The sequence below is a fragment of the Haloferula sp. A504 genome, assembly GCF_044385805.1.
GTDB lineage: Bacteria > Verrucomicrobiota > Verrucomicrobiia > Verrucomicrobiales > Akkermansiaceae > Haloferula.
Genome location: NZ_JBISBU010000024.1, coordinates 1 through 21,458 on the forward strand (window position 1 = coordinate 1; position 21,458 = coordinate 21,458).

General features: G+C 64.9%; 16 protein-coding genes. 7 read left to right on the top strand and 9 right to left on the bottom strand.

Translation table 11 applies throughout. The features are described from left to right. Window positions 1-53: 53 nt before the first annotated feature. Together ACG2LG_RS12550 and ACG2LG_RS12555 are read right to left on the bottom strand one after the other, a co-directional pair. Window positions 54-1,151, bottom strand: coding sequence for a PfkB family carbohydrate kinase (locus ACG2LG_RS12550; RefSeq protein ID WP_396259474.1), 1,098 nt, complete (start codon window positions 1,149-1,151; stop codon window positions 54-56). Window positions 1,152-1,163: 12 nt separating this feature from the next. Beyond that, window positions 1,164-2,204, bottom strand: a complete 1,041-nt coding sequence (locus ACG2LG_RS12555) for a phosphoglycerate dehydrogenase (protein WP_396259475.1) — start codon at window positions 2,202-2,204, stop codon at window positions 1,164-1,166. Between the two features lie 247 nt (window positions 2,205-2,451). Here ACG2LG_RS12555 and ACG2LG_RS12560 point away from each other — a divergent pair, with 247 nt between their 5' ends. Continuing rightward, window positions 2,452-3,249, top strand: a complete 798-nt coding sequence (locus ACG2LG_RS12560) for an HAD-IIA family hydrolase (RefSeq protein WP_396259477.1) — start codon at window positions 2,452-2,454, stop codon at window positions 3,247-3,249. A gap of 83 nt (window positions 3,250-3,332) precedes the next feature. Beyond that, window positions 3,333-4,643: a hypothetical protein gene (locus ACG2LG_RS12565; RefSeq protein ID WP_396259478.1), complete on the top strand. Its 1,311-nt coding sequence runs from the start codon at window positions 3,333-3,335 to the stop codon at window positions 4,641-4,643. A gap of 69 nt (window positions 4,644-4,712) precedes the next feature. Here ACG2LG_RS12565 and ACG2LG_RS12570 read toward each other — a convergent pair whose 3' ends face one another. Beyond that, a complete protein-coding gene (locus ACG2LG_RS12570) occupies window positions 4,713-7,178 on the bottom strand; it encodes a hypothetical protein (RefSeq protein WP_396259480.1) in 2,466 nt (821 codons plus the stop codon). Window positions 7,179-7,386: 208 nt separating this feature from the next. Between ACG2LG_RS12570 and ACG2LG_RS12575 the strand changes: the two genes are divergently transcribed. Next, window positions 7,387-7,638, top strand: coding sequence for a hypothetical protein (locus ACG2LG_RS12575; RefSeq protein WP_396259482.1), 252 nt, complete (start codon window positions 7,387-7,389; stop codon window positions 7,636-7,638). Beyond that, window positions 7,635-9,077 (top strand): uroporphyrinogen decarboxylase family protein, encoded by a 1,443-nt coding sequence (locus ACG2LG_RS12580; RefSeq protein WP_396259484.1) that lies wholly within the window; start codon window positions 7,635-7,637, stop codon window positions 9,075-9,077. Before ACG2LG_RS12575 ends, ACG2LG_RS12580 begins: the two co-directional genes overlap by 4 nt. 75 nt (window positions 9,078-9,152) lie before the next feature. Here the strand turns inward: ACG2LG_RS12580 and ACG2LG_RS12585 are convergent, their stop codons facing one another. Next, a complete protein-coding gene (locus tag ACG2LG_RS12585; RefSeq protein ID WP_396259486.1) occupies window positions 9,153-9,605 on the bottom strand; it encodes a hypothetical protein in 453 nt (150 codons plus the stop codon). A 4-nt stretch (window positions 9,606-9,609) separates the two neighbouring features. Next, entirely contained in the window at window positions 9,610-10,050 is a 441-nt protein-coding gene (locus ACG2LG_RS12590) for a hypothetical protein (RefSeq protein WP_396259488.1), read from the bottom strand. 79 nt (window positions 10,051-10,129) lie between these two features. Here ACG2LG_RS12590 and ACG2LG_RS12595 point away from each other — a divergent pair, with 79 nt between their 5' ends. Continuing rightward, window positions 10,130-11,137 (top strand): NAD(P)-dependent alcohol dehydrogenase, encoded by a 1,008-nt coding sequence (locus ACG2LG_RS12595; protein WP_396259490.1) that lies wholly within the window; start codon window positions 10,130-10,132, stop codon window positions 11,135-11,137. A gap of 7 nt (window positions 11,138-11,144) precedes the next feature. Then, window positions 11,145-12,044: a YceI family protein gene (locus tag ACG2LG_RS12600; RefSeq protein ID WP_396259492.1), complete on the top strand. Its 900-nt coding sequence runs from the start codon at window positions 11,145-11,147 to the stop codon at window positions 12,042-12,044. Window positions 12,045-12,053: 9 nt separating this feature from the next. On the opposite strand, the gene ACG2LG_RS12605 is transcribed toward ACG2LG_RS12600, so the two are convergent. Then, window positions 12,054-13,361 carry a hypothetical protein gene (locus ACG2LG_RS12605; protein ID WP_396259494.1) on the bottom strand — a complete coding sequence of 436 codons (1,308 nt, stop codon included), beginning with the start codon at window positions 13,359-13,361 and terminating at the stop codon, window positions 12,054-12,056. A gap of 124 nt (window positions 13,362-13,485) precedes the next feature. Between ACG2LG_RS12605 and metH the strand changes: the two genes are divergently transcribed. Continuing rightward, window positions 13,486-17,331: a methionine synthase gene (gene metH, locus ACG2LG_RS12610; RefSeq protein ID WP_396259496.1), complete on the top strand. Its 3,846-nt coding sequence runs from the start codon at window positions 13,486-13,488 to the stop codon at window positions 17,329-17,331. Here the strand turns inward: metH and ACG2LG_RS12615 are convergent. The 3 genes from ACG2LG_RS12615 to ftsA all read right to left on the bottom strand — a co-directional run bounded on the left by ACG2LG_RS12615 (window position 17,319) and on the right by ftsA (window position 21,449). Beyond that, window positions 17,319-18,389, bottom strand: coding sequence for a response regulator transcription factor (locus ACG2LG_RS12615; RefSeq protein ID WP_396259498.1), 1,071 nt, complete (start codon window positions 18,387-18,389; stop codon window positions 17,319-17,321). The two genes, metH and ACG2LG_RS12615, sit on opposite strands and share 13 nt — an antisense overlap. A gap of 191 nt (window positions 18,390-18,580) precedes the next feature. Further along, window positions 18,581-20,176 (bottom strand): cell division protein FtsZ, encoded by a 1,596-nt coding sequence (locus ACG2LG_RS12620; RefSeq protein ID WP_396259499.1) that lies wholly within the window; start codon window positions 20,174-20,176, stop codon window positions 18,581-18,583. Between the two features lie 73 nt (window positions 20,177-20,249). Further along, window positions 20,250-21,449 carry a cell division protein FtsA gene (gene ftsA, locus ACG2LG_RS12625; RefSeq protein ID WP_396259502.1) on the bottom strand — a complete coding sequence of 400 codons (1,200 nt, stop codon included), beginning with the start codon at window positions 21,447-21,449 and terminating at the stop codon, window positions 20,250-20,252. Between the last annotated feature and the right edge of the window lie 9 nt (window positions 21,450-21,458).

Sequence of the window (21,458 nt, forward strand, 5' to 3'; positions counted from 1 at the left end):
CCTCGATCGAAAAATGGCCACGGGCCTGGAAGGCCCGGCCACGGTGGTGCCCCCTACCGATCCACCCGCGCGGATCCGCCGCCGACGAGCTTCCTGACCTCGTCGGTGGTGGCCATGGTGGTGTCGCCGGGGGTGGTCATGGCCAGCGCGCCGTGGGCCGCGCCATACTCGACCGCCTGCTTCGCGTCGTTGAACTCCATGAAGCCATAGACCAGGCCGCTGGCGAACGAGTCCCCGCCGCCGACGCGGTCGAAGATCTCGAGCTTCGGACGGTGCGTCGCCTCGTGAAACTCACCGTCGTGCCAGCAGATCGCGCCCCAGTCGTTGACCGTGGCGGTGTGCACGTCGCGCAGGGTGGTCGCCACCACCTGGAAGTTCGCGAAATCGGCGACCGCGCGCTGGATCATGTCCTTGAAGCTGTCGACCTGAAGACCGGTCACATGCTCGCTCACCCCCTCGACCTCGAAGCCGAGGCTGGCGGTGAAGTCCTCCTCGTTGCCGATCATCACGTCGACATACCTGGCGATCTCGCGATTGACCTCCTGCGCCTTTTCCAGACCACCGATGCTCTTCCACAGGCTCGGGCGGTAGTTCAGATCGTAGGAAACAATGGTGCCGTGCTTCTTCGCCGCCTTGCAGGCCTCGATGGTCAGCTCGGCGGTCGTTTCCGAAAGGGCGGCGAAGATCCCGCCGGTGTGGAACCACCGGCTGCCCTGCGTGCCGAAGACGTCGTCCCAGTCGATGTCACCGGGCTTCATCTGCATCGCCGCCGTGAGGCCGCGATCCGGGGTTCCCTTCGCCCCACGCACGCCGAAGCCGCGCTCGGTGAAGTTCAGACCGTTGCGAACGTTGCGGCCGAGTCCGTCGAAGGGCGCCCACTGGATGAAACGGGTGTCGACCCCGCCCTGGAGGATGAAGTCCTCAAGCAGGCGGCCGACGTCGTTGTCGGCGAAGGCGGTCACCACCGCCGCACGCTTGCCGAAACAGCGGCGCAGACCACGGGCGACGTTGTATTCACCGCCGCCTTCCCAGACGTCGAATCGACGGGTCGTGCGCACGCGCCCGTCGCCGGGATCAAGGCGCAACATGATCTCGCCAAGCGAGATGATATCAAAAGCAACGGAATCAGCGGGTCGAAGTGTAATGGCCATGGATCGTGGAAATCAGAGTTTGAAGATACTGGGCTTGGAGCTGGTCACCTTGACCGGCGGCTTCGCCCCGGCCGACGAGTCGAAGGAGTTCGCCTGGATGAAGTCGGCGTCGCCGCGGAGGAAGTTGATCAGGTTGTTGGTCGCGCGGGTGGCCTGGCGTCCGACGCTCTCGTGCGTGCGGGAACCGATGTGCGAGGTGATCAGGCAATTCGGCGCCTTGAGCAGCGGGTGGTCGGCGGGCGGCGGCTCGCTGTCGAGCACGTCGGCGGCGTATCCGCCGAGCTTGCCGCTCTCCAGCGCCTTCACCACGCAGTCGATCTCGACGATCTCGCCGCGCGCGCAGTTGAGCACGATCACGCCATCCTTCATCTCCGCGATCTTTGCGGTGTTGATCATGCCACGGGTGGTGTCATCGAGGAAGCAGTGCAGCGAGACCACGTCGGCATTCACCAGCACCTCGTCCATGTCGGCGCAGCGCTTCACCGAGTGAGCCTTGCCGAATTCCTCATCGAAGTAGGGATCGAAGGCGATCACCTCCATGCCGAACGCGCGGGCGCGAATGGCGACCTCCTTGCCGATGCGGCCGAGGCCGAGGATGCCGATCGTCTTGCCCATGATCTCGTTGCCGACCGGCTTCTTCCAGCCGGCCTGCCAGGCGCCGTTGCGGCAGTCGATGCCGTTGAAGAAGATCTTCTTCGAAAGCCCCAGCAGCAGCCCGAAGGTGTGCTCGGCGACCGTGGTGTGGTTCACGCCCGGCGTGAAGAGGACCGGCAGCTTCTTCTCCGTGGCATACGGCACGTCAATCTTGTCGAGGCCGATGCCGTACTTGCTGATCACCTTCAGCCGCGGCAGCGACTTGTCGATGACGGCCTTGGTGATGGCATCGTCGCCACAGAGAAAGCCATCGAACTCCCCCGCCAGCTCCAGCATGCGTTCTTCCGACAGTGGCCCGCGCTCCCGCACGATCTCGAATCCTGCGCTTTCCAGCAGCGCGTGGTGGGAGCCCGGAGTGTCCTGGTAGGACGTCGTGGTCAGAAGGATGCGTTCGCTCATGGCGGGCCCCGTATGGACCTCGCGAATCTGTCATACAAGTCCGAATTGACACCCGCGGGTTGCCCCCCGGATCAAGGCCTGGAGCCGCCGAATGCGTTGGGGCGTCGCCAAAACGAAAACCGCTTCAGGTCCGCAACTCGCTCATGCCCAATCATGGGAAGGGTGGAACGGTCCGATCGCCCGTGTGACAGGTCGGTCAAAGCGCTCCAAACAGCCAATATGGCACGATTGCCGCTGCACGGCGGGCATGAAGACACCTGGCTTTCTCCTCGACATGGACGGCGTGATCTACCGGGGCAACGAACTCGTCCCGGGAGCCGATCGCTTCATCGAGTATCTCCGGAGCGAAGGACACCCCTTCCTCTTTCTGACCAACAACAGTCAACGGACCCGGCGCGATGTCGCGCTCAAATTGCGGCGCCTCGGGATCGATGCGACCGACGACGAGGTGTTCACCTGCGCGATGGCCACGGCCCGCTTCCTCGCCGCCCAGTGCCCGGGAGGCACCGCCTACGTGCTGGGCGAAAACGGCCTGACCCATGCCCTCCACATCAACGGCTTCACCATCGCGGATGACGACGTCGACTTCGTCGTGGTCGGGGAAGGCCGCACCATGAACTTCGAGATGCTCGAGCGCGCCACCCGCCTGGTCGAGAAGGGCGCGCGCCTGATCGCCACGAACATGGATTCCCGCTGCCCGACGGAGTCCGGTGTCCGGCCCGGGTGCGGCGCCATCGTCGCCATGATCGAAAAGGCCACCGGAAGAGAGGCCTTCTCGGTCGGCAAGCCGAGCCCGGTGATGATGCGCATCGCGCGCAAGGAACTCGGCCTGCGCACGGACGAGGTCGTGATGATCGGTGACACAATGTACACCGACGTCCTCGGTGGCGTGCAGATGGGCTACACCACCGTGCTGGTCCTTTCCGGCCACACTTCCGAGGAAGAAATCTCCCACTATGCCTACCGGCCCGACTACGTCGCCCCCAGCGTCGCCGAACTGCCCGAGGCACTCTTCCGGGGTGCCCGCATTCGGATGACGGCCTGATCTCCAGAGCGTGCAGGCCATCGCCAGGCGCCATCCATTCTGGAGGCTTGAGTCGGATCCGGCTTCGGGCAGAATGGGAGACCATGAAAATCCCCCTTCCCGCACGCCTGGGAATCGGCGGTGCCCTGCTGCTCGCCCTCGCTTCCTGCAACGAGGACCAGACCGCCGAGATCGAGAAACTCACCAAGGATCTGGAAACCACCCGCCAGGACCTTACACGACAGGAAGAGCGCACGGATTGGGAGCAGAACAAGCTGGCGGAGGCACGGGCCGAAGTGTCCGAGCTGAAAAGCCAGCTTCGCCAGGCCGAGAGGGATTTGCGCGAGGCCACGCGGGAGCTTGAGCGCTACCGCCACAAGGAGGAGCAGGCGCTCAAGGCCGAGGCTGAGGAACCCGACGCCAAGGAACAGATGGAAGCCGCCCGCGAAACGGTCACGGCCTACCGCGATTTTGTCGTCGGAATCAGCGGCGATCAGGTGGAAGGACGAGGCGTGCTCGTTTCCGACGGGGGAAAGATCTGGATCCACCTCGACCGCCGGATCGTGGAGGACAATACCAAGCTCGAAATCACGACCCCGGGCGGAACGAAGCTGACCCGCTTCGGGGCCTTCGAGGTCGCCCGGAGCCAGCCTCTGGCCCGCCTGGAGGTTCTCGACGAGGGCCAGAAGGGGATCCCGGCCGCAGAGCAGGCGGCGGAAATCGGCCGCAGCACGCCGATGCTGGCGCTCGGTGAGGGCGGCACCTTGGTCGAGGGTCGCGCCTACGGTTCAAGCCAAGCCGGAAATTGGGGCCTCGACCGGAAGATCGGCGACTGTCCCCCGGGCTCCCCGGTGTTCCATGGAGAAACCGGAACCTTGGTCGGGCTGATGGTGTCCGTGACCCCCGAAGAACCCACGCTCTGGCCAAGCCGCTTCGGTCGGGAAAGGGAAACCAACAAACTCGTGCGTCTCGACGAGAAAGTCGAATGGCTGGCGGTCCCCATCGGGACCTTCATGAAGGAAGCGCGCCTGCTTGAACAGGCCGACCAGGGGACCCGATTGATGCATGCCCTCGCCGCCACCCAGGTCGGCACGGGAGGTGTCAGCTACGGGGTGCTGCCCAGCGGAGTGAGCGCCGAAGAGCTGCTCGAGCAGCACAAGACCGATTCCAGCGTGAAGGCCCTCCGCGAACTCGGCCCGTGGCTGGAGGAAAATGCAGCGCGCCTGTCGAAGAGCGACGTTCAAAAACGAATCGACAGCGTCTTCGAAGGCATCCAGCGCGTCGCCCAACGCCAATCCCGGGAACTCGCAGGGACGCGCTTCTCGGAAGCCCACGCCGCCGCCGCCGCACGGACCCTCAAATGGCACGAGGAGGCGACAAAGGAGCTGGCCAAGCACTTGCGGCAGGCTGAGTGAACCCCACGGCACCGGCTCGAGACTCCTCGGGCCGTGAAAACCATCACCCCGCGGACCCGGGGGCCACCATTAATCGAAGTCGTGGTCGTAAAGCTTGCGACCCTCGCGGATCGCACGCTGGTTCGCGGATTCGATCTCGCGGCGGAGGATGTATTTCTCCAGGCGCCGGCGGTCGACCTCGGCCGGCTCGAAGCCCGGCATGTCGCGGCGCGGCGTCCGCCGCAAGCGCTCCGCACCCGTCCGGATGATCGCGAGTGCCTCGTCACGGGCCGCCCCGCCAGGATCGAGTCCGGCGAGGCACGGACTCAACTCCGGGCGCTCGAAGCTAACCTGCGTCCTCTGTCCCGCCCCGTGCCGGAGGACGAACCTCGCACCGGTGAGGGAGGCCAGCCTTTTCTCCTCGGCCGGTGTCAGCGGCGAGCGCCCGGCGGTGTGATCCGGGAAGGCACTCTCGTAGCTCGGATAGTACGGCGCGTTCAGATCCACCCAACTGAACACCTTTTTCAGGTCGTCCGCCGGAAGATCAAGCCCCGCATGCTCCGGGTGTCCCTCGCGCAGCACCTTGACCAGCTTGCTGCGATGCGACCCCCACGACTTTGCCTGCTGGATCTGCGCCGGTCCTCCGCCCACGCAGCTGAGGTAGTCTCCGGACCACAGGTCGATGTAGGAGGCATTGAACACCAGCGTCCGGTCCCCGGCCAGGTTGAGCACCTCGCCCGCCGGCTTCCCGAAATCATGGCAGCTCACGCAATGGCGGTCGAAGATCGGCTGGATCTCCGCCTGATAGTTGAACAGGCGTGCCTCCCCATACCACCCCTCGAGTTTCGATGGTGGTCGCCGCATCGCCAGTGGCACGCGGGGGGATGCCGGGATCGTCTCATTGCGGTCCTCGTGGCAGCCGGCACATCCCTGGCGCTCGCCCGACTGAATGATCGTGCCGCTGCGCATCGACTGGAGCATCCTCCCGTCCCCGTCCAACAACTGGAAGAAGACGAATCGGCCGGCGGGCACCTCGAAGTAAGCCGAGCCGTCGCTTTCGACCGGCACCGTGCCAAGGATCCGCTTGTTCTCGAAATTGTGCCAGTTCATCCCCGGTGCCTGCTGTCCCTGCCCGCCCCACGCGGATCGCGTCCAGGCCCGCTTCTCCGGGGATTCCACCACCCGCAGGTAGCGGATCTCGCCGTCCGCAATCCCTTCCATGTGGGTGCCGACCCTGGCATCCGTGATGTAGAAGGTTCCCACGTCCTCGTTGTAGTTGCGGCTCTTCACCCGGGCAGGATCCGGCCTGCGCGGGCCCAGGGGCATCGGATCGAAGCAGCCGCGGTCTCCGGCGTGCAGCAGCACTTCGTTGCCGAAGGTGTCGACCAGGAAGATCCCCATGCGCGGCTTGCCCGGCTCGACCTGACGCGACACGAGGAAGGTCGTCTCATTCAGCGGCCACGGGTCTTCATACTTCGGTCGCACCCTCTTGAAGCCGTCGATACCCGCGCGGTCGACCAGCTCAATGGCCTCGGCGGGCCAGGTCCGGACGACCGAGCTTCTGCCGTCGACCCCGAGCTCGCGGTCGATGATGGCCAGTGCCCCCCACGGTGAATCGTGGCAGGAGGTGAAGATGCAGAGGCACCGGCCGCTGCCGGGGATGATGCGGGCATCGATCACCCCGCCGGGTGAGGAGGTGTTGTTGCCCCAGTAGATGGCGTGGTTCGTGCCGTCCGGATTCATCGTCCACAGCCCCTGGGCATCGCCGAAGTTGCGATCGACGTACTCCCAGCGGTCGTAGAGCACCCGCCCATCCGGAGTGATGCTTGAATGGCCTTCGAAAAGCGTGCTCTTGCCGAGTTGGTGGATATTGGCGCCATCGGCATCCATCCGGAACAGGTTGGCCATGATGTGGCGGTTGCAGCCGCAGTACTTCGGCTCGCGCGACGAGCTGAAGATGATGCCGCCATCGGGCAGGTAGACCGGATCGATGTCGAAGACGCCGGTGGCCGAGGTCAGCTGGCGCAGGTTCGAGCCGTCCGCCCCGATCTCGAAGATGGAATAGTCCTCGTCCTTGCTCCGGCGCATCGAAAAGACGATGCGCGATCCATCCGGATGCACCTCCGGATCGCGCAGGTGGCCCTGCGGGCCCGGGTCACAGAGCACAAGGACCTCACCGCTACGGAGGTCGACCACCTTCAAGGGACCACCGGGTCGGTAGTTGCCGGCCGAGATCTCGCCGGTCTGGAACATCGTCTCGGTGTTGTGGTGGTCGTAGCGGTAGGGGTCACGCTCGACAAAGAGGACGGGGCGGCTCCCCACCGCAGGGTCGGCAACCAGGGCCTCGCGCTGGAGTTTCACAAAACCTTCCCCGGATCGGTTTGCAGGCTGTTCGAGTCGCTCGAGATAAGCCGCGGCATCCGGGTAGTCCGCTCCATCCCGTGCCTTCAGGTGCTCGATGGCGGCCCGCAGCGTGTCCGGGGTGTTCTGATGCGCACCGAAGCAGGCGGCGGGCACCGCCACGGCGAGCGCGACGCGGAAGAAATGGAAGGTCATCGGTCGAAACCCGGACATCCAACCCTACGCAGGGGACCTGGGCATGTTGCACGCTCAGGGGGATCCATCGCGTCATTCACGGAACCTTCCGGGCGTGGTGACGCAGTGCTTCCGGAAGGACAGGGCAGGCAAGCGGAGATCGGCAGTCGACGAAGCATCCGGGTATCCATGGTGGGAGCAGCCAAGTTCATGATCGATCCGTACCTCTGTGCCCGTATTCTTCCAGCACCACCGCAGGCGTTGGCAGACAGGCGGTTCGATGCCGGATTTTGCCGGGCTTCCCCGTATTCAAGATCCACCGCGAGCCGTTTCGGAGGGCCAGGCCCTGCGGGCTTCCTCAGATATCGCCATGGCCAGGTTCAAGATTGCGGTCAACATGGAGTTCTGCCGTTCGGCGGACCAATCGTTCGAAGCAGGGATCAGTCTCGCCTTCCTGAAGAAGCTCCTCGGACCGCAATGAATGCCTCTCCGCAACTCTACGACGAGCGCCTCAGCCGCTACCTGACGGCGATGCGCAACGGCAAGCCGGACAAGATCCCGATCCGGCCCTTCGTGGCGGAGTTCACCGCAAAGTATGCGGGCATGACCTGCCAGGATGTGGCGCACGACTACCACCGCGCCTTCGAGGCGGTGATCCGCTGCGGCAGGGACTTCGACTGGGACGCCATGGTCGCCAACATGGTCTGGGTCTGGACCGGGCTCACCGAGGCCATCGGCCTCGACTACTACGGGGTGCCCGGAATCCATGTCCCGCCCACCACGGGCTTCCAGTATCGCGAGCCCGAAGAGGACCAGTCCTTCATGCGGTCCGACGAGTACGACGAACTGATCGATGATCCGACGGCCTTCCTCTACACGAAGTGGCTGCCGAGGGTTTCGCGCCGCATCACCGCTCCGGGGGAACCTTCCGACTACCGGAGCCACCTCGCTCTGGTGAAGGGATCGATGGCGATGCTGCAGTACTTCAGTGCCCTCGGCCCCCAGTGTGAGCGGATGAAGAATGAGTGCGGCACGGTTTCCGCGATCGCCGGCATCTTCAAGGCGCCCTTCGACATCATCGGCGACAAGCTGCGCGGCTACCTCGGCCTGACCATGGACATGATCGAGCAGCCCGACAAGGTCCTCGAGGCATGCGAGGCCCTCATGCCCCACCTGCACCACGTTGGGGCGACCACCGCCGACCCCGCCGGACAGGTGCCGATCGGTTTCTGGATGCACCGCGGTTGCGAGCCCTTCGTGTCGCGCGGGCAGTTCGAGTCGCACTACTGGCCGACCCTCAAGCCCATCATCGAGGAATTCTGGAAAGCCGGACACCAGACCCTGTTCTACGCCGAGGGCGACTGGACGTCCCACCTGTCCCATTTCACCGAACTCCCCGACCAGAGCGTGGTCTATCATGTCGACCGCGGCGACCTCGAGGCCGCCCACCGCACCCTCGGCCACAAGTTCTGCCTCAGCGGAGGCATTCCCAACGCGGTTCTCTCGTTCGGCACCCCCGACGAGGTGCGTGCCCACTGCAAGCGGGCCATCGATACCGCCGGCCGGGACGGCGGCTACATCATGGACGCCAGCGCCATCATGCAGGACGACACCAGCATCGAAAACCTGCGTGCCCTGACCGACTTCGCCCGTGACTACGGCGTGTATTCCGATGGACGCAGCGAGCCGTTGGCGGAGTGCCCGACGATCGGCCCCGAGCCGGACACGGAGTTCCCTCCGGGCTACGGCATGCCCGAGAACGGGGCCTCTGATCCAAAGCCGGGCATCTGCATTCCATGGGAAGAGGAGGAGCGGGAGCTCCCGGAGATCCAGGGAGATCGCGAACTGGTCCGAAACGTGTGGGAGAATAACGAGGCCCTTGGGAACATGTTCATCTGGCAGTGCCTGCTGTCGTTCTGAACCTGCCACCCCGTTCCGGGTGATCGCAGGAACATGGGATCAGACATGCCCCGCCACCGACGTGCAGCCCAACCTTCAGTCGGGACGCTTCAACGACATCCTCCCGTGGTCCCCACGCTCGGACCGGTAACGGGCGTCGAAGCTTTCGGGCGTCACCCGTCCTTCCACATGATGGACCCCCACACCCCCGGGCAAGTCCATCTGCCCTTCGAAGATCAGCCCTCCGGCACCATCCGACCGGGTGGGCACGATGTGGGTGTAGTCGCCGAAACGGAGGACCCCCCATCCGGCCCGGTAGCGGAACGCGTGGTCACCACCGCCATGGGGTTCGATCACACACCAGAGAGGGCCGTGGTGGCCATTCATGTCACTTCGCCATTCTCCCACCCAGGGACCCAGGGCGTTGGTGGCAGGCCGGGGTTGCTCCTCGACGCTCGTCCGGAAGTCCCGCTGATAGCTGGCACAGCCGACCAGCAGCAGGATGGCGAGCAGCAGGACCGGAATCCGGCGGTGAAAGAGGTTCAACAAGGCGTCACTCCTTCTCCACGGGTTTGGACGCCGTCTTCTGCGCCTCCAACAATTGGTTCACGAACTCGCGATCCTGCGAACTCAGTTTGGCGAGCGGATACTCGGTCACCTTCTTTCGCTCCTCGATCCACAGGCGAATGCGCCCCTCCCGGACCAGCGGCAGTGCCGCGTCCTTGGAAGCCCCGGGGGGCGGATCGAAGGCCAGCATGCTGGCCTGGATCACCTGACCTCCGGTATTCCTCCAGTCGCGAATCCCGGAGACCGCGATGTAGGTGATCTTCCTGGTCTTCGTCTGCGGCCGGGTGCGGGTGATCGACGCACCGCCGTCGTTGACCTCGCCAACATCGCGGGTCTCGAAGGCCGGCGGCACGTGGGGAGTGACCGGGAAATCCTGAGCCGCCAACCCGAATGGGATCGCCCACAAAAGCATCCAGCGTTTCATCATCCACTCCTACCACGGATCCGCCGCCCCGCCGAATTCAAATCCCATCTTGCTTTCCCGGGGCACCGGGCGAGAAAAGAGAATGTCCGATTCCTTCCATGCATGGGCCGCCACCGAAGCCAGCGGCAAACTCCAGTCCTTCGATTACTCACCGGGAGAGCTGGGGTCCGAGCAGGTCGAGCTGCGGGTCGAGTCCTGTGGCATCTGCCACTCCGACCTCTCGATGATCGACAACGAGTGGGGCCAGTCCACCTACCCGCTGGTCGCCGGGCACGAGGTCGTCGGCATCGTCGAAGCGGCCGGAGACCACGTGAAGGGCGTCACAGTCGGCGACCGCGTGGGGCTCGGCTGGTTCGCAGGTTCGTGCATGAGCTGCCACTCCTGCCTCTCGGGGCACCACAACCTTTGCCAGAACAGCGAGCAGACCATCGTCGGCCGCCACGGTGGCTTTGCCGACCGCGTGCGCTGCCACTGGAGCTGGGCCATCCTGATCCCGGAGGGGGTCGACCCCGCCAAGGCCGGGCCCCTGTTCTGCGGCGGCATCACGGTGTTCGGGCCCATCGCCCACTACGGCGTGAAGCCGACCGACCGAGTCGGGGTGGTCGGCATCGGCGGCCTCGGCCACCTCGCCCTGCAGTTTCTCGACCATTGGGGCTGCCACGTGACCGCCTTCACTTCGACCGATTCCAAGGCGGACGAAGCCAGAGCCTTCGGAGCCGACGCGGTCGTCAACTCGCGCGACGACGCCGGCATGAAGTCGATCGCCGGCAGCCTGGACTTCATCCTCGTCACGGCCAACGTCCCGCTCGACTGGGAGGCGTATCTCGGGGCCCTGCGGCCCGACGGCCGGCTGCACTTCGTCGGCGCGGTGCTCGAGCCGATCCCGGTCCAGGCCTTTTCCCTGATCGGCCAGCGGAAGTCGATCTCCGGCTCGCCCCTCGGAAGTCCCGCCACCGTCGCCGACATGTTGGAATTCTGCGGCCGTCACGGGATCGCCCCGAAGACCGAGCATTTCGCGTTCGACCAGATCAACGACGCCCTCGACCACCTGCGCGCCGGCAAGGCACGCTATCGTGTGGTCTTATCATGATCCTGCCATGAAAACCATCGACTCCAGAACCCTTCAGGCCGCCTTGGACGGCAAGTCGCCCCCGAAGGTGCTCGACGTCCGCCTCGCCGATGACTTCGGTACGGCCCACATTCCCGGCGCGACAAACAACTGCGTCTTCGAAGTCGCGTTTCACGAACGGCTTCGGGAAGCCGCTCCGGATCCCAACCGGCCGACGGTTCTTTGTGGTGCCACGGACGACAGCCACGAGGCCCGGATGGCAGCAGAGAAACTGGAGCGCGGCGGCTACACCGATCTCGCCATCCTCGACGGAGGACTCGCCGCATGGCGGGCCGCCGGCATGCCGGTGGAGGAAGGTGCGCCACTGGCGAGCGCGCCGGAACCACCCGACGGCCGCCGCGAACTCGACCTCGACGAGTGCCGGCTCCAATGGCTCGGGCGCAACCTGCTCAACAAGCATTTCGGGACCATCCGGATCACCGCCGGGCATCTCGACTTTTCCGGCGGGACGCTTAGCGGCGGCGAATTCACCTTCGACCTGCGGTCACTGCGCTGCGATGACCTCGACGGTGATCCGCTCCACGACGTGCTGATCGGTCACCTGCTCGATCACGACTTTCTGGACGCCGACGCCCACCCCGAATGTCGGCTGGTCATCACCGCCGCCGAGACGCTGCCGGATACGGCACCCGGGCAGCAGAACCTCCGCATCGAGGCGAACCTCACCCTGCGGGGCGTCACCGAGCCGGTCGCGTTCACCGCCGCCGCGGGACTCACCCCCGAAGGCAGAGCCGCCGCCCAGGCAAGCTTCGCCATCGACCGCACCCGCTGGGGCATCCTCTACGGCTCCGGCCGGTTCTTCCACCGCCTCGCCGGCCACCTTGTCAACGACCTGATCGACTTCGACGTGCGGATCGTCACCACCTGAAGTCCGGCCTCACAGCGCCGGCTGGATCGTGATCAGTTGGATCGTCACGGCGAAGGCATCGGTCATCTTCATGCGCTTCAGTTCGTGGCCGGCACCCCATGAGTCGGTGTAAAGCACCTCCCCGGTCTTCGTGTTGTAGCCGATGATCAGCCGCATGTGTCCGCCGCCCTGCTGCGGAATGCCCGGCTCGGGAAACACCCCGACCTGAAGCGCCCACAGCAGCGGCACGCCGTTGTCGACGAACTCCTCGATCTTGCCCCGGAAACGATCGTAGCGGTTTCCCTTGGCGACCGCCTGCGACAGCGTCGGCCCGTGGCAGCCGGCGAGGAAAGGCTGGATCGGGATGGGGTCGCTCTCCCGGGGAAAGACGAAGCGCGGATCGACGTCCTCGACCAAACGGTTGTAGGCGCGCACCACCGAGCTGTAGCGCCCGGCATCGATCTCGTAGTGGGTGTGCAGGCGGGTCCTCGTCTGCCCGGTCACCCGCTTGAGGGCGTCGATCATCCGCACCGGATTCGTACCACCCGCCGCGCTGCTTTGCGCGATCTGGGCCATCGCATGCTGGTCGATCGGCATCCCGTAGTAGCGGAACACCCGCTCGGCGCTCGCCACCGCGCAGTAGCCCTTGCGCCCCTGGTCCACCATCGGCACCCCGTCGATCCGGACGTCGCCATTGCTTGAAGTCACGACGTTGGAGCGCAGGTCGCGGCGGTTTTTCGCATCGGCCGCCAGCCCGAGACCCCGGTCGATCGACTCGCCCCCCTCCTTGGCGGAGATCAGGCTGAGCTTGATGAACTCCGGCCTCCTGCGCTCGTCCTCGCCCGAAACGCTGGCGGTCAACAGCAGGTAGGCCCCCGGCGTCCGCCACACCCAGCGCTCGGCCTTCACCACGCTGCCTTGCTGCCGCTCCTTGAGCAGCTCGCCCTCGATCCCGGTCTCCCCGGTGATGCGTTTCCGCCAGCCGTCCCGATGCTTTTCGAACGCCTCCATCGGAATCGGCCCCATGTCGCCCCGGTTGTAGAGCGAAACCTCGAGCGACCGCAGCCGCCCGTCGCGCGAACGCAGGATGGTCTCACCCACCGGCTGCCGCCAGAGATGGAGGCCACGGTGCGAGCTGCGGGCATCATTCCTTTCCCGGCTGAGCCATTCGAAACCCAGCACCTCCCTTTCCTTCAGGACTTCCTCGACCGACTTCTCCCAGATCCCGGCATCGTAAAAGAGCACCTCGAGATCCGGCAAAACCTCACGCGCCGAAGCCGGTGCCAGCGACAGCCCGAGGGCGCAGCACACCCGGAAAGCCATGAGACGTCGCTTCACGCAGGCAGTAGACCCACGGAAGCCCCGGGATGCACGTGGGAAGCTTTGCAAATTTTCGCATCATCGAATCACGATATGATGATTTGAAACTTGCGACGTCGGAGTCGTTTCCTAGATTCCCGGCATGCCGCGCCCCGACGCCACCGCCGAGCTGACCTCCGCCCTTGAGAAGCGCATCCTGATCCTGGATGGCGCGATGGGAACGACCATTCGTGGATACGGCCTGGAGGAAAAGGATGCCCGGGGCGAGCAATTCAAGGACACCGAAAAGGACCTGCTCAACAACGGCGACATCCTCTCGCTGACCCGCCCGGACGTGATTTCCGACATCCACACGCGCTTCCTGGAGGCCGGTTCCGACATCATCGAGACCAACTCCTTTTCCGGCACATCCATCGCCCAGAGCGAGTTCTTCGTCGAGGATCCGCGCGAGAAGGGCACGGGCCGCAAGGACCCGGAGTTCTACCAGAAGGTCCTCGACGACCCGTTCCTCAAGGAACTCGCCGCCGACCTGAACATCGCCTCGGCCAGGCTGGCCCGCGAGGCCGCCGACAAGGTCGCCGAGGCCACCGGCGTGCCGCGCTACGTCGCCGGCGCGATCGGACCGCTGACAGTCGGGCTCAACAACGCCGCCGTCGATCCGAACAATCCGGGCTTCCGGTCGGTCACCTTCGACCAGGTCTACGAGGACTACAAACGGCAGATCCGCGCACTGGTCGAGGGCGGCGTGGACATCCTGATGATCGAAACCATCTTCGACGCCCTCAATGCCAAGGCCGCCGCCGTGGCCGCGCAGGACGTTTTCGAGGAAGACGGCTTCAACATGCCGGTCATCATTTCGGCGGCGGTCGGTCGCGGCGGTGAAACAATGATCTCCGCGCAGAAGATCGAAGCACTGTGGAACTCGGTCGCCCACGTCAAGCCGCTGGCGATCGGCCTCAACTGCTCGCTCGGGCCCGAGGTGATGCGGCCCTTCGTCGAGGAACTCGGCAAGGTCGCCGACACCTTCGTCTCCTGCTACCCGAACGCCGGCGACCCCGATCCCCTGTCGCCGACCGGCTTCCAGTACGACGCCGACCAGATGGAATCCCTGCTCGAGGAATTCGCCGAGAGCCGCCTGGTGAACCTGCTCGGCGGTTGCTGCGGCAACACGCCCGAGTTCATCGAGCGCTACGCCAACCTGGCGAAGAAATACGAGCCCCGCAAAGTGCCCGAGATCGAGCCGCTTCTCCGACTTTCCGGCACCGAGGCCTACAACCACACGCCGGACAAGAACTTCCTGATGATCGGCGAGCGGACCAACGTCGCCGGCTCGCCCCGCTTCCGCAAGCTGGTCCAGCAGGGCAAACTCGAGGAAGCGCTCAGCGTCGCCCGCCAGCAGGTCGACAACGGCGCTCCGGTCATCGATGTGTGCTTCGACGACGGGATGATCGACGGCGTGGAAATGATGACCCATTTCCTGAACCTCATCCAGTCGGAGCCCGACATCACCCAGGTGCCGATCACCGTTGATTCCTCGAAATGGGAAATCATCCTGGCCGGCCTCAAGTGCCTTCAGGGCAAGGGCATCGTGAACTCGATCTCGATGAAGGAAGGCGAGGAAACCCTCCGCGAGCAGGCCCGCATCATCAAGAAGTTCGGGGCTGCGGTGGTCGTCATGGCCTTCGACGAAAAGGGCCAGGCCGCCACCTACGAGGACAAGATCCGCATCTGCGAGCGTGCCTACCGCATCCTCGTCGACGAGGTCGACTTCAACCCGCAGGACATCATCTTCGACCCGAACATCCTGACCATCGGCACCGGGATCGAGGAGCACAACAACTACGCGGTCGACTTCTTCAGGGCCACCAAGTGGATCAAGGAAAACCTTCCCGGCGCCAAGGTTTCCGGCGGCGTCTCGAACGTCTCCTTCTCGTTCCGCGGCAACAACCCGGTGCGCGAGGCGATGCACGCCGCCTTTCTCTACCACGCCGGCAAGGCGGGGATGGACATGGGCATCGTCAATGCCGGCATGCTCGAGGTCTACGACGAGATCGAGCCGGAACTCCTCAAGCACGTCGAGGACGTGCTGCTCAACCGCGACCCCGACGCCACCGAGCGGCTGCTCGATTTCGCCGAACAGTTCAAGGGCCAGACAAAGGAAGCCAAGGCCGAAGACCTCACCTGGCGCGAGACGTCGGTTGAGAAGCGCCTCGAGCACTCCCTGCTCAAGGGAATCGACCGCTTCATCGTCGAGGACACCGAGGAGGCGCGCCTGAAATACGACAAGCCGCTCGACGTGATCGAGGGTCCGCTGATGGACGGCATGGGCGTGGTCGGCGACCTCTTCGGCGCGGGCAAGATGTTCCTCCCGCAGGTGGTGAAGTCGGCCCGGGTGATGAAGAAGGCGGTCGCCCACCTCGAGCCCTACATGGAGGCGGAAAAGGAGCAGAAGCTGAAGCCCATCATCGAGCGGATGCGTGCCGAGGACCCCTCGCTCACCGACAACGAACTCAAGAACAAGGCCGAGAAGACCCTCTCCGCCGGCCGCGTGATCATGGCCACGGTGAAGGGCGACGTGCACGACATCGGCAAGAACATCGTCGGCGTGGTGCTCGCCTGCAACGGCTTCGAGGTGATCGACATGGGCGTCATGGTTCCCTGCGACAAGATCCTCGACACCGCCATCGAGAAGGGTGCCGACATCATCGGTCTGTCCGGACTGATCACGCCGTCGTTGGACGAGATGATCCACGTCGCCAAGGAGATGGAACGCCGCAAGATGAGCATCCCGGTGCTGATCGGCGGCGCCACGACCTCACCGGCCCACACCGCGGTGAAGATCGCCCCGCACTACAGCCACCCGATCGTCCATGTGCTCGACGCCTCGCGCTCGGTGCCGGTGACGACCTCGCTGCTCTCCGAGGGCGGCAAAAAGAAGTTCATCGCCGACAATGAGGCCAAGCACGAGAAGCTGCGCGACACCTTCAACCAGAAGGACAAGAAGACCGTGTCACTCGAGGAGGCGCGCGCCAACGCGCCGAAGTTCGACTGGGATGCCTACACCCCGCCGGTGCCGTCCTTCCTCGGCACGCGGGTGATGGACCACCAGTCGCTGCGCGAGCTGGCCGAATACATCGACTGGACGCCCTTCTTCCACGCCTGGGAGCTGCGGGGCGTTTGGGATCGGGAGACCGAGACCTTCAAGACCCGCAAGGAGGGCGGTGCCGAGCAGGCCCGGATGCTCTACGCCGAGGCGAAGGAATTGCTCGAGCAGATCATCGCCGAGAAGCGCTTCACCGCCCGCGGCGTCTATGGCTTCTGCCCGGCCACCGCCGACGGCGACGACATCATCGTGTGGGAGGACGACGAGCGCACCCGGGAGCGCGGCCGCCTCCACACGCTGCGCCAGCAGCTGGCCAAGGAAACCGACAAGCCCCACGTCGCGCTCGCAGATTACGTCAGTCCCTCCTCACCCGACTACGTCGGCTGTTTCGTCGTCGGCATCCACGGTGCCGACGAGTGGGCCAGGGAGGTCTCGGAGAAGGAAAGCGACGATTACAAGGCGATCATGATCAAAGCCGTCGCCGACCGCCTGGCCGAGGCCTTCGCCGAGCTGCTCCACCACCGCGCGCGGGTCGAGTGGGGCTACGAGCGGCCGAACGAGTTCAACCACAACGAACTGATCAAGGAGAAGTACCGCGGCATCCGTCCGGCCCCGGGCTACCCGGCCCAGCCGGACCACACCGAGAAGCCGACCCTTTTCGAGATCCTCGAGGCCCCGGAGAAGGCCGGGGTCACGCTCACCGAGAGCTGCGCCATGCATCCCGGCGCGGCGGTCAGCGGGCTGCTCTTGTCGCATCCGGAGAGCAAGTATTTCGCGATCAGCGAGCTGCAGAAGGACCAGGTCGAGGACTACGCCAGGCGCAAGGGCTGGACGGTCGAGGAGGCCGAGAAGTGGCTCGGACCATGGCTCGGCTACGTCGCCTGACCCGACTTCAGGTCGAGGAAACGCCGCACCGCCGAGATCCGGTTCTCGACGCCCAGCCGCTGGAACACCGCTTCGAGGTGCTTCTCGACGGTGCGCGGGCTGATGTCGAGAATGATGGCCGCCTCGGCGCTGGTCTTGCCCTCGGCGATCCATTCCATGATCTCCCGCTGGCGTTTGGTCAGCACGGCCTTCAGCGCCTCGTCGCCACTCGGGAGATGACCCGAGACCGGCATGAAGATGAGGATCTCCCCGCTGGCCTTCGGCAGCGCGTGACATTTCCGCAGCCCACCTCCCAGATCGAGTTCGACTTCCTGAAATGTGGCCTTCACCGGATCGGTCCAGGCATTCTCCAGAACTTCCCTCAAATTCTCGTGGGATTCGGGGCTCAACGATCGTTTCGCCTCGTCTTCCGACCACCAATTCTCGGACAGTCGGACCGCCTCGTGGCTCAGCGGCAGGACTTCCAGATCGGTGCCGACGGCAAACACGGCGATGGGATCCCCGGCCGTGCCCATCAGGAAATTGCGGACGGTCGTCTCGACCCCCATGCTGCCAATCCTTCCCAGCACCGCCCGGGCGGTGAAAAGAACGGCATCGAAGATTTCCCGTTGCTTGAGCGAGAACATCCCCTCATCCCGGCACGAGACCAGGATCGTGGTGCTGTGCGGGGAAGCCACCAGCTTGCCGAGGATCCCGTCGGTCGAGGGGGACCCGTCGTGCATCACCCGGTTGAACTCGTTCGCCTGGTACTCTTCGGGGGAAATGAAATCACTCACCGCCGCTCCGAGCGCGCCCGGATCGTTCAGATCGACACGCTGGATCAGCGGATGATCCACGAGAAGCCCGTTCAGCTCGTCGATGCGCTTCCGCGTGGTGTCCGCCACCTTGCATTTCCCGTGCACCCCTCGGATCACCGGCCCTTCGCCGGTCTCGAGAACCAGCACGGAGTCGGCACCGACGAGATGCGGCATCCCATCGCACAGGAGAGAGGAAACGGCCGCAAATGAATGCGCCGCTTCGATCTTCTGGGAGAGTTCGAAGTAAGCTTGGCCGAGCACGGAAAGTCAGAAGGGGGTTGTCTCTTAACTACGCACGGGCCGACTGCGTAGCAACACGCATTGTGAAAAAGGATCGGTAGCCGATGATGGATCTGTCCGGTGGGTGTGTTCCGTCGGCATTCTGAAAATTCTTTGGGGGAGAGACGGCCCCGTCGGACTCGTGCCGGCGGGGCTGTCCATTTTTGGAACCGCTACTTCCGCTTCTTTCTCAGGAAGGCGGGCACGTCCAGGTCCTCGCCGTCGATCAGGCTCGGGTCCGAACCTTCGAAACGCCCCTTCGGCCCGCCATCAAAGCTGAGTTCCGTCTGCGACCCATCGGAATCCTCTTCAAAAAGGTCGTCCGGTGCTCCCGCGAAGTCCTCGATCAGGTCATCCTTGCTTGAGCTCTTGCCGCCGGAGTCCTCGTCCTTGGTCTTGCGGCTGAAACCGGACTCCGCAAAGGGCGCGTCGTCGCCATCGTCCTCCGTGTCGGCGGCAGGCTCGGCGGGCTTGGATTCCTCGGGTTCAGGCTCAGCGGTCTCCTCCGTCTTCGCCGTGGGTTCATCATCCAGCGGCGGGTCGTCGAGGAAGTCATCGAAGGGCTCGAGTTCCACCACCGGGCTCGGCTCGGGTTCGGGCTCATTCTCCGGTTCGGGTTCCGGCTCCGGCTCGTTTTCGGCTGTCGGCTCAGGTTCAATCTCGAGTTCGGGCTCCGGCTCGGGTGACGGCTCCTCCGGAGGCTCGGGTTCGGTCGATTCAAAACCGACGCTGGGCTCGAGACCCGGCGAATCGAGTGTGGCGGTCTTGCCTCCATCCGAGCGACCGGTATCACGAAGCCGCTCCTCCGGGAGCGAACTGACGAGCGTGATGCTGAGCTGGTCGTTCATGGTGGGATCGACGGCGGCCCCGAACAGCACGTGCGCCTTGTCCGGCACGTGCTTGCCCAGGCTTTCCATGAGCAGCTCGATCTCGAAGAGGGTCAGGTCCTCGCCGCCGCAGAGATGGACCAGCACGGTCTCGGCGTCCTTGAGCAGCGATCCCTGGTCGAGCAGCGGGCTGTTGAGCGCGTTGCGCAAGGCCTTCTGGGCGCGGTCCTTCCCCCTCGCGATGCCGGATCCGAACAGACAGCGCGACCGCGTCGTGCGCAGCGCGCTCATCAGGTCATCGAGTCCGATGTTGATCAGGCCGGGCCGCACCACGAGACGGATCACGGCCTTGATGCTTTCCGAGATCATCCGGTCGGCGGCCGCGAAGGCCTCGTGGATGCCCTGCTTGGCCAGCACCAGTTCGCCCATGCGGCTGTTGTCGAAGGTCACCAACGCATTGGAGAGGACCGCCAGTTCGTTGAGCGCGGTCTCCGCCTGCTCGCGCCGGCGCTGGCCTTCGAAGACAAAGGGCATGGTGGCGAACATCACCACGAACGCGCCTTCCTCGCGGGCGATCCGGGCGACCAGCGGCGCGGACCCCGAGCCCGTGCCTCCACCCAGCCCGACGCAGATGAAGACGATCTTGCGACTCTTGAGCGCGGCCCGGATCTCGTCCTCGGCCTCCTGCACCGCCTGTCCCCCGAGCTCCGGATCACCGCCGGTTCCGAGGCCCTTGGTCAGGTTGCGTCCGAGCTGGATGCGCTCGCCGGCCACCGACCCCGAAAGGGTGCGGATGTCGGTGTTGAGCGCCAGCATCTCGGCACCGTCGAGACCGTCGAGCGCCACCCGGTCGAGCATGTTGGCACCGGCGCCTCCGATGCCGACGATCTTCACGGATGAGGTCGGGATGATGTTCTGCGGGTCGCGTGGGAATTCAATCATGGCGTGGATGGGTGTGATGGCGGCGCGTGAGCCAACCGGGTTTCAGCATCTCAGAGTTTCAGTGTTTCAGCATTTACTTCCCGAAAGGCCACAGCCGCCCGAGGATGCCGCGCTTGGGCGAGCGTTCGCTTTCGACGATCTGGGCATAGCGGATGAGCCCGAGGGCCGTGGTGAATTGAGGGTCCTTGAAACTCGCCTGGACGCCGCTGAGCTCGGGAGGCTCGGGTCGGTAGATGTCGCGTTGGAAAGTCTCGTGGGCCAACTCGCCAAAGCCCCGCATCAGGCTCGTGCCACCGGCGAGGAAGACCCCGGTGCCGATCTTCTCGCACGAGCCGGCCGGCAGACGGCTGACCAGCAACTCCAGCGTTTCCTCGAGGCGCTGGCGGATGATGTCGTTGAGCAACTGGCGCTTCACCTCGGTTTCGGCGAAGCCCTTGTCATCGCCGACCTTGACCACCCCCACCGACCGGGCCGCATCGCCGGAGGCGTCGCCCTCCCTCACCTTGAGCAGTTCGGCTTTTGAAAACGGCAGACCGGTGACCAGGTGGATGTCGTTGGTGATGTGGTCGCCCCCGACCGGGATGCAGCCCGTCGCCTCGATCACACCATCGACGTAGAGCGCGTAGTCGGTGGTGCCCCCGCCGATGTCGATCACCAGTGCCCCGCGTTCGCGCGCCTCGCGGTTGAGCGCCACCTGGGCGGTCGCGATCGGCGAAAAGACCAGGTCATCGACATCGAGCGGCATCTCGCGCACGCACTTGATCTGGTTCTCGATCCGCGAACGGATGCCATGCACCACGTGGTAGTCGGCATCCACCGTTCGACCGGTAAGCCCGATCGGGCTCGCCGCCTGCTGGAATCCATCGACACCGAAACGCCGGGGAACGTGGTGGAGGTACACGTGGTCCTGGGGAATGGCGACCGCCCTCGCGATCTCCTTCGCCTCGTCGACATGCTCGGCGGTGATCGTGTCCTCGCTTTCCGGCAGCCGGAAACTTCCCGCGTGGTTCACCCCCTGGATGTGCGCGCCGCTGACGGCGAGAAAAACACTGCCGATCTCGACGTCGCTGGCGTCTTCCGCCTTCACCAGCGCGTCCTTCACGCAGGCGCGGACCTGCGGAAAATCGTAGATCTCCCCCTTGCGCACGCCGACGGACTTGGACTGGCCGACGCCGAGAATCTTGACCGAGCCATCGGACTTCACCTCGCCCACCACCATGCAGATCTTGCTGGTGCCGATTTCGAGTCCGACGTGGATCTTGGAGCGGGCCATGATGAGGGG